At 65.8% G+C, this 6,750-nt stretch carries 5 protein-coding genes and 1 pseudogene; 4 read left to right on the top strand and 2 right to left on the bottom strand.

Annotation, left to right across the window (positions count from 1 at the left end):
* Nucleotides 1–107: 107 nt before the first annotated feature.
* Nucleotides 108–1,145: a LacI family DNA-binding transcriptional regulator gene (locus RBB32_RS19550; protein WP_306155207.1), complete on the bottom strand. Its 1,038-nt coding sequence runs from the start codon at nt 1,143–1,145 to the stop codon at nt 108–110.
* Between the two features lie 148 nt (nt 1,146–1,293).
* Between RBB32_RS19550 and hisD the strand changes: the two genes are divergently transcribed.
* The 4 genes from hisD to RBB32_RS19530 all read left to right on the top strand — a co-directional run bounded on the left by hisD (nt 1,294) and on the right by RBB32_RS19530 (nt 5,558).
* On the top strand, nt 1,294–2,601 hold the full coding sequence (hisD, locus tag RBB32_RS19545; protein ID WP_306155205.1) for a histidinol dehydrogenase: 1,308 nt from the start codon (nt 1,294–1,296) through the stop codon (nt 2,599–2,601).
* The gene (locus RBB32_RS19540) at nt 2,594–3,352 is read left to right on the top strand and encodes an SDR family NAD(P)-dependent oxidoreductase (protein ID WP_306155203.1); all 759 of its coding nucleotides are present in this window, start codon (nt 2,594–2,596) and stop codon (nt 3,350–3,352) included. Before hisD ends, RBB32_RS19540 begins: the two co-directional genes overlap by 8 nt.
* Nucleotides 3,349–4,326, top strand: coding sequence for a zinc-binding dehydrogenase (locus RBB32_RS19535; protein ID WP_306155201.1), 978 nt, complete (start codon nt 3,349–3,351; stop codon nt 4,324–4,326). Before RBB32_RS19540 ends, RBB32_RS19535 begins: the two co-directional genes overlap by 4 nt.
* 131 nt (nt 4,327–4,457) lie before the next feature.
* The gene (locus RBB32_RS19530; protein WP_306155209.1) at nt 4,458–5,558 is read left to right on the top strand and encodes an alpha-hydroxy acid oxidase; all 1,101 of its coding nucleotides are present in this window, start codon (nt 4,458–4,460) and stop codon (nt 5,556–5,558) included.
* A 95-nt stretch (nt 5,559–5,653) separates the two neighbouring features.
* Here the strand turns inward: RBB32_RS19530 and RBB32_RS19525 are convergent.
* Nucleotides 5,654–6,553 (bottom strand): annotated as a pseudogene (locus RBB32_RS19525) (PLP-dependent cysteine synthase family protein); the annotation flags it as partial.
* Nucleotides 6,554–6,750 lie beyond the last annotated feature (197 nt).

Genomic DNA, 6,750 nt, shown 5'->3' with positions numbered 1-6,750 from the left:
CAACGCCATGATCCGGGAAAACAGAACATATCAGCCAACCTGAACAACACACTTGCCCGGGGGAGGCGTTGAAAATCCCATTTTCAACGTCGGGGGCGCGCCCCCAATCAGCCCGCGGGCGGTGCCAATGTCCCGCGCATACGCAGTTCGGTGTGCAACTCGATGCTCTGCGTTACGGCGGGGCCGCCGATCATCCGGGTCAAAAGGCGTGCCGCCTCGCGCCCCATTTCGCGGTGGGGGACATGCACGGTGGTCAGTTGCGGGGTCACCACGCGGGCCAGTTCGATATCGTCAAAGCCGGTGATCGAGACCTCTTGTGGCACCTTCAGCCCCATGTCTTGGGCCTGTTGCAGGGCGCCCACGGCCAGAACGTCGTTGCCGCAGATCACCGCCGTCGGGCGGGGTGAGCGCGCCATCAGCCGGGCCATGGCCTCGGCCCCGTGTTCCACGGAATAGGGGGTTTCGATCAGCTGCAGGCCATCGGGCGATAGCCCGGCCGCCCGCATCGCCTCGCGGATGCCGTTCATCCGTTCGCGCGCCCTGTCGTTGCTGGCCTGTTCGGCGGTGATCGCGGCAAGGCGGGTGTGGCCTTGGGAAATCACCTTCGCGGCAAGCCCGGCCATGGCGCGGCGGTTGTCGAAGCCGATCGAGGGTTTCTCGGCGGATGTGTCATAGGCCCATGCGATCAGGACCGGCACGCCGCGCGCCTCGAGAAAGCGATAGATCGCGGGGTCGCGGTCATGGCCGATCAGCAGCAGGGCGTCGGCCCCGCGTGCCACCAGCGCGCGGATCTGCTCGGCCTCAAGGTCGGGGCGATAGGATGACGAGGCGACCAGCATGGTGATGCCCGCGCGGCCCAGTTCCTCCTGAAAGGCCTGCAGGCCGCGGGCGAATATCGCGTTGTCCATGGTGGGGATCACCGCGCCCACGGTATTGGTGCGTTTCGCGGCAAGCGCGCGGGCCCCGAAATTGGGGGAATAGCCCAGGTCCCGAACCGCGGCCAAGACGCGTTTGCGGGTGCCTTCGACCACTTGCGCCGGGGCGTTCAGACAGCGCGAGACCGTCGCCGTGGAGACCCCCGCACGCTCTGCCACATCGGCCAGTGTGGGCACTGTTTTAGCGGGGTGATCTGGTTTGTCCGTCATCTGTCCGTATCCCTGGGCGGGCGGGGTCTAGCGGGTTTCGCCCATTTGCACCATAGAATGTAAGCGCTTGCACGGGAAATTGTAAGCGCTTACATTCAAGTCGAATCCGGGGCCTTCGCCCCGCCCCTCAATGAACAGGACAGACCCAATGGCACGTGAGTATCTCAAGAAAGCAACGCTGACCTCGCAATCCGGCGCGTCGGATGTGCATGAAACCGTGCAAGGCATTCTGGATGACATCGAGGCGGGCGGCGATGCGAAGGCCTTGGAATATGCCGCCAGGTTCGACCAGTACGAGGGCAACGTGATCCTGACGCGCGAGGACATCGAGGCCGCCAAGGCATTGGTGCCGCAAAAGCTGCGCGATGACATCCAGTTCGCCCATGACAACGTGCGCCAGTTCGCGCAGGCCCAGAAAGAAACCCTGCGCGACATCGAGGTCGAGGTGGTGCCGGGGCTGGTCGCGGGGCAGAAAAGCATCCCCGTCAAGGGCGCGGGATGTTACGTGCCGGGCGGGCGTTACAGCCATGTCGCCAGCGCGATCATGACCGTGACCACCGCCAAGGTGGCGGGATGCGAGCATATCGTGGCCTGCTCACCGCCACGCCCCGGTGTGGGGATCAACCCCGCCATCATCTATGCCGCCGATCTGTGCGGGGCCGACACCATCTTGGCCATGGGCGGTGTGCAGGGGGTGGCGGCGATGAGCTTTGGCCTCTTTGGCCTGCCGCCCGCCAATATCCTTGTCGGCCCCGGTAACCAGTTCGTGGCCGAGGCCAAGCGCATTTTGTTTGGCCGGGTGGGGATCGACATGATCGCCGGGCCGACCGACAGCCTGATCCTGGCCGATGAAACCGCCGACCCCGAGGTGGTGGCCACCGATCTGGTCGGGCAGGCCGAGCATGGCTATAACTCGCCCGTCTGGCTGGTGACCGATGACCATGCCCTGGCCGAGAGGGTGATGGAACTGGTGCCCGGATTGATCGAAGACCTGCCTGAAGTGAACCGCGACAATGCCCGCGCCGCGTGGCGCGATTATGCCGAGGTGATCCTTTGTGCCGACCGCGAGGAAATGGCCGCCACCTCGGATGAATACGCGCCCGAACACCTGACCGTTCAGGCCGAGGACCTGGAGTGGTGGCTTGACCGGTTGTCCTGCTATGGCTCGTTGTTCCTGGGCGAGGAAACGACCGTGGCCTTCGGTGACAAGGCCTCGGGCACCAACCACGTGCTGCCCACCTCGGGCGCGGCCCGCTATACCGGTGGCCTGAGCGTGCACAAGTACATGAAGATCGTCACATGGCAGCGCGCCACCAAGGAGGGCTGCAAACCCGTGGCCGAGGCCACCGCGCGGATTTCGCGGCTGGAAGGCATGGAGGGCCATGCGCGCACTGCTGATATCCGGTTGCACAAGTATTTCCCCGGCCAGAACTTTGACCTTAGCGCCAATGGCTGAGCCGGGGTTGTTCGACGTCGCGGGCAAGGTGGCCTGCGTGACCGGGGCCAGTGGCGGCTTGGGCCGCCGCGCGGCGACGGTTCTGGCACAGGTGGGCGCGCAGGTGGTGGGCGTTGCCCGTCGCGCCGAGGCGCTTGAGGATTGGCGCAATGCGGCCGGGGGCAGGACCGCCGCCGTGGCACGCGATGTAGGGGATCGCGCGGGCCTGCCCGATCTGGTGCGTGACATCTGCACCCCCTTCGGTGCGCCCGATATCGTCATCCACGCCGCCGGGATCAACACCCGCGAGGCGGCCGACGATGTGACCGAGGCGGGCTGGGACGTGACGCTGCAACTCAACCTCGGCACGCCCTTTTTCCTTAGCCGGAAACTGGTGCCGGCGATGAAAGACAAAGGCTGGGGCCGGATCGTGAATTTCGCCTCGCTGCAAAGCAGCCGGGCCTTTCCCGGCGGGATCGCCTATGGGGCCAGCAAGGGCGGCATTGCCCAATTGACCCGCGCCATGGCCGAGGCATGGTCGCCCCATGGGATCACCGCCAATGCCCTTGGGCCGGGGTTTTTCCGTACCGAATTGACGGCCCCGGTTTTCGACGATCCGGACCGCGCCGCACGCAGCGCGGCGGCCACCTGCATTGGCCGCAACGGCGAGGTCGAGGACTTGGACGGGCCGCTGCTGTTCCTGTGCTCGCGCGCCTCGGATTACGTCACCGGGCAAATCCTCATGGTGGACGGGGGGTCTACCGCGAAATGAAGGCGCTCGTGTATACCGGCCCCGAGGGGTTGGAGCTTCGCGATGTTCCGGATGCGGCACCGGGGCAGGGCGAACACCTGATCCGCATCGACAGCGTGGGCATCTGCGGATCGGACATGCATGCCTATCTGGGCCATGATGAACGCCGCCCCGCGCCCCTGATCCTTGGGCATGAGGCGGCGGGCGTGATCACCGGCGGGCCGCGCGACGGGCAGCGGATGACGATCAATCCGCTGGTCACCTGCGGCACCTGCCGCGCGTGCCGGGCCGGGCAGGATAACCTTTGCCTCGAGCGGCAGATCATTTCCATGCCGCCCCGCGAAGGCGCCTTTGCCGAACTGGTGGCCATGCCCGAGGGCAACCTCGTGCCGGTTCCAGACGATGTGCCGCTTGCCAAGGCGGCGCTGGCCGAACCCATCGCCTGCGGCTGGCACACCACGCGCCTGTCGCTGGCGGTGCTGGGCGGGGCAGGGCGCGCCTTGGTTCTGGGCGGCGGGGCGATCGGCGTGGGGGCCGCGCTCAGCCTGATGGCGCAGGGGGTGGGCGATGTCGCGATCGTTGAACCCAACAGCACGCGCCGCGCCTTTCTGGAAAAGGCCTGCGGCCTGCGGGCCGTTGCCCCCGATGCGGTGCCCGCCGCGGGTTATGACATCGTGATCGACGGGGTGGGCTTTGCGGCCACGCGGGCACAGGCCTCGGCCCTTGTGCGCCCCGGCGGCGTGATCGGCCATATCGGGTTGGGGCAGGCCACGGGCGGGCTGGACATTCGCCGGATGACCCTGCAAGAGATCACTTTTATCGGCACCTATACCTATACCGCGCAGGATTTTCGCGATACTGCTGAGGCCATCTTCGATGGCCGTCTCGGGCCGCTGGATTGGACGGAAAGCCGCGCCCTTTCCGAGGGGGCCGAAAGCTTTGCCGATATCCGCGCGGGCCGTGTCGCCAGCCCCAAGATCATTCTGACCCCCTGAGGAGAGGCCGCGCCCATGTATTCGAAAACCATCGTCGCCGGTTCGCGCAAGCCGGACCCGAGCGATTGTCTTCTGGGGTCCACCTCCGCGCGGGTGGTGTGCCCTGCGCCCTGCATGTCCTGCGCGAAATGATGGGGGCAAAGCATATCCATTGCAGCGCGGACGCCCGAAGGTTGGCCCGCCGCCGCCTGCCGTGGATGGTGTTTGATTACATCGACGGGGCGGCCGGCGAGGAACATGGCGCGGCCATGGCCCGGCAGGCGCTCAGGGATATCCGCCTGCGCACCCGCGTTCTGGTCGATGTCAGTGAGCGCAGCCTTGCCAAGCCGGTCTTTGGCCATGCGGCGCGGCGGCCCTTCGGGATTGCCCCCATGGGGATGTGCAACCTCTCCGGCCCCGGCGCCGATCTCATGCTGGCGCGTCTGGCCGCCGATTACCAAGTGCCGCTCGGGGTTTCGACGGTGGCCTCCACCCCGCTGGAGCGGATGATCGAGGTGGCCCAGGGCCACGCATGGTTCCAGCTTTACTTCAGCGGCGACGGCAGCGCCGCCATGCGGCTGGTCGACCGGGCCGAGGCGGCGGGTTACGAGACGCTCGTGCTGACCCTCGATGTCCCCGAGGTGGGCCGCCGCCCACGAGAACTGCGCCACGGGTTCAAGATGCCCTTCCGCATCGGCCCCCGGCAGTTCGTCGATTTCGCCCTGCATCCGCGCTGGTCGCTGTCGACCTTGTTCAATGGCCGCCCGCAACTGGCCAATTTCACCGCCGCCGACAAGTTCGACCGCACCGAAAGCCGCGGCTCGGCGGATTGGTCCTACCTTGATCGCCTGCGCGACCGTTGGAAAGGGCGGCTGGTGGTTAAGGGCGTGCTGGATGTCGAGGACGCAAAGCGCCTCAAATCGGCGGGTGTCGATGCCATACAGGTCTCCTCGCACGGGGCGCGTCAACTGGACAGCGCGCCGGTCCCGATCCACGCGCTGCAAAACATCCGCGCCGCCCTCGGCTCCGAATTCCCGTTGTTTTACGACAGCGGGTTGCGCAGCGGTGAAGACGCCGTAAAGGCGCTCTCCTGCGGGGCCGATTTCACCTTCTTCGGGCGCATCCTGCAATTCGCCATCGCCGCGGGCGGCGAGGCAGGCCTGCACGCGCTTTGGCAGGTGCTGAGCGACGAGGCCAGCCTGACCTTCGCTCAAATGGGCCTCACTGAGCCGGGGCAGGTCAAACCCTCCTGACAACCGCGGCGCCTTTTCCTGGTCAAAATACCCCGGGCAGCGCCCCTCGCCCCCGTCGGATTGTGCGTAGCACAATTCGAAACCGGAAAACCGCCTTACCCCTCGCCCATCCGGGCCCCCGGCGTGGACATGGAAATCGCCATCTCTTCCTCGGTCATACCCTCTTCGACCCCTTCGAAAAGCGGCGTCGACAGGTACCGCTCGCCGGTGTCGGGCAGCATGACCAGCATGACCGAGCCCTCGGGCGCGCTTTCGGCCAGTTCCATCGCCACCGTCACGGTAGAGCCGCCCGAGATGCCGGTGAAAATACCCTCTTCGCGGGCAAGCCGGCGCGACCATGCGATCCCATCCGGCCCCGCCACCGGGATCAATTCGTCGTAATAGCCCTCGTCGATGGCCTCTTGCAGAACCCAGGGGATGAAATCCGGCGTCCAGCCCTGGATCGGGTGGGGTTGGAAATGCGGGTGGCCTTCGGTCGGCTGGTGCGCATCGTTGCGGGTGTTCACATAGCCCGAACCGACGATGGCGGCATTGGCCGGCTCGCTCAGGATGATCCGGGTTTCGGGCCGTTCCTTGCGCAGCACCCGCGCCACGCCCGATACCGTGCCGCCCGTGCCATAGCCCGTCACCCAGTAATCCAGCCGCTCCCCCTCGAAATCGTTCAGGATCTCGCGCGCGGTGGTCGTCTCGTGGATATCGGCATTGTCCGCCGTTTCGAATTGACTGGCCAGGAACCAGCCGTTCTCCTCGGCCAGCTCCTTGGCCTTGGAATACATGCCAAAGCCCTTCAATTCCTTCGGCGTCAGGACCACCTTGGCCCCCAAAAAGCGCATCAGCTTGCGCCGCTCGACCGAGAAACTTTCGGCCATGGTGATCACCAGGGGATAGCCCTTGGCGGCACAGACCATGGCAAGGCCGATGCCGGTGTTGCCCGAGGTGGCCTCGACCACCGTTTGCCCGGGCTTGAGGCGCCCGTTACGCGCGGGCGCCTCGATGAATGCCTACCTTCCCAAGTGGATGTCGAAGCGGGGGAGGGGCACCAATGGAGCCCAAAGCGCCGGGACCGGAGGGGGCCATTGTTTGCAGCGAACGAAAATTGAAGAGAAAAATCCAACTTTTGATTGCTCGGAGTCTCCATCTCTCAAGCAGCAGCCAGTCCTAAACGTCTCTACTACGGCTGTTTATCTATCAA

Origin of the sequence: Roseovarius sp. MMSF_3281 (genome assembly GCF_030733685.1) — a bacterium.
GTDB lineage: Bacteria > Pseudomonadota > Alphaproteobacteria > Rhodobacterales > Rhodobacteraceae > Roseovarius.
The sequence above is the reverse complement of the archived record's forward strand: the minus strand, read 5'-3'. Positions and strand labels throughout refer to the sequence as shown.

Bases quoted from the DNA above. Each gene is read 5' to 3' on its own strand.
- RBB32_RS19550 (WP_306155207.1), bottom strand. From the start codon at position 1,145: ATGACGGACAAACCAGATCACCCCGCTAAAACAGTGCCCACACTGGCC.
- hisD (WP_306155205.1), top strand. From the start codon at position 1,294: ATGGCACGTGAGTATCTCAAGAAAGCAACGCTGACCTCGCAATCCGGC.
- RBB32_RS19540 (WP_306155203.1), top strand. From the start codon at position 2,594: ATGGCTGAGCCGGGGTTGTTCGACGTCGCGGGCAAGGTGGCCTGCGTG.
- RBB32_RS19535 (WP_306155201.1), top strand. From the start codon at position 3,349: ATGAAGGCGCTCGTGTATACCGGCCCCGAGGGGTTGGAGCTTCGCGAT.
- RBB32_RS19530 (WP_306155209.1), top strand. From the start codon at position 4,458: ATGGGGGCAAAGCATATCCATTGCAGCGCGGACGCCCGAAGGTTGGCC.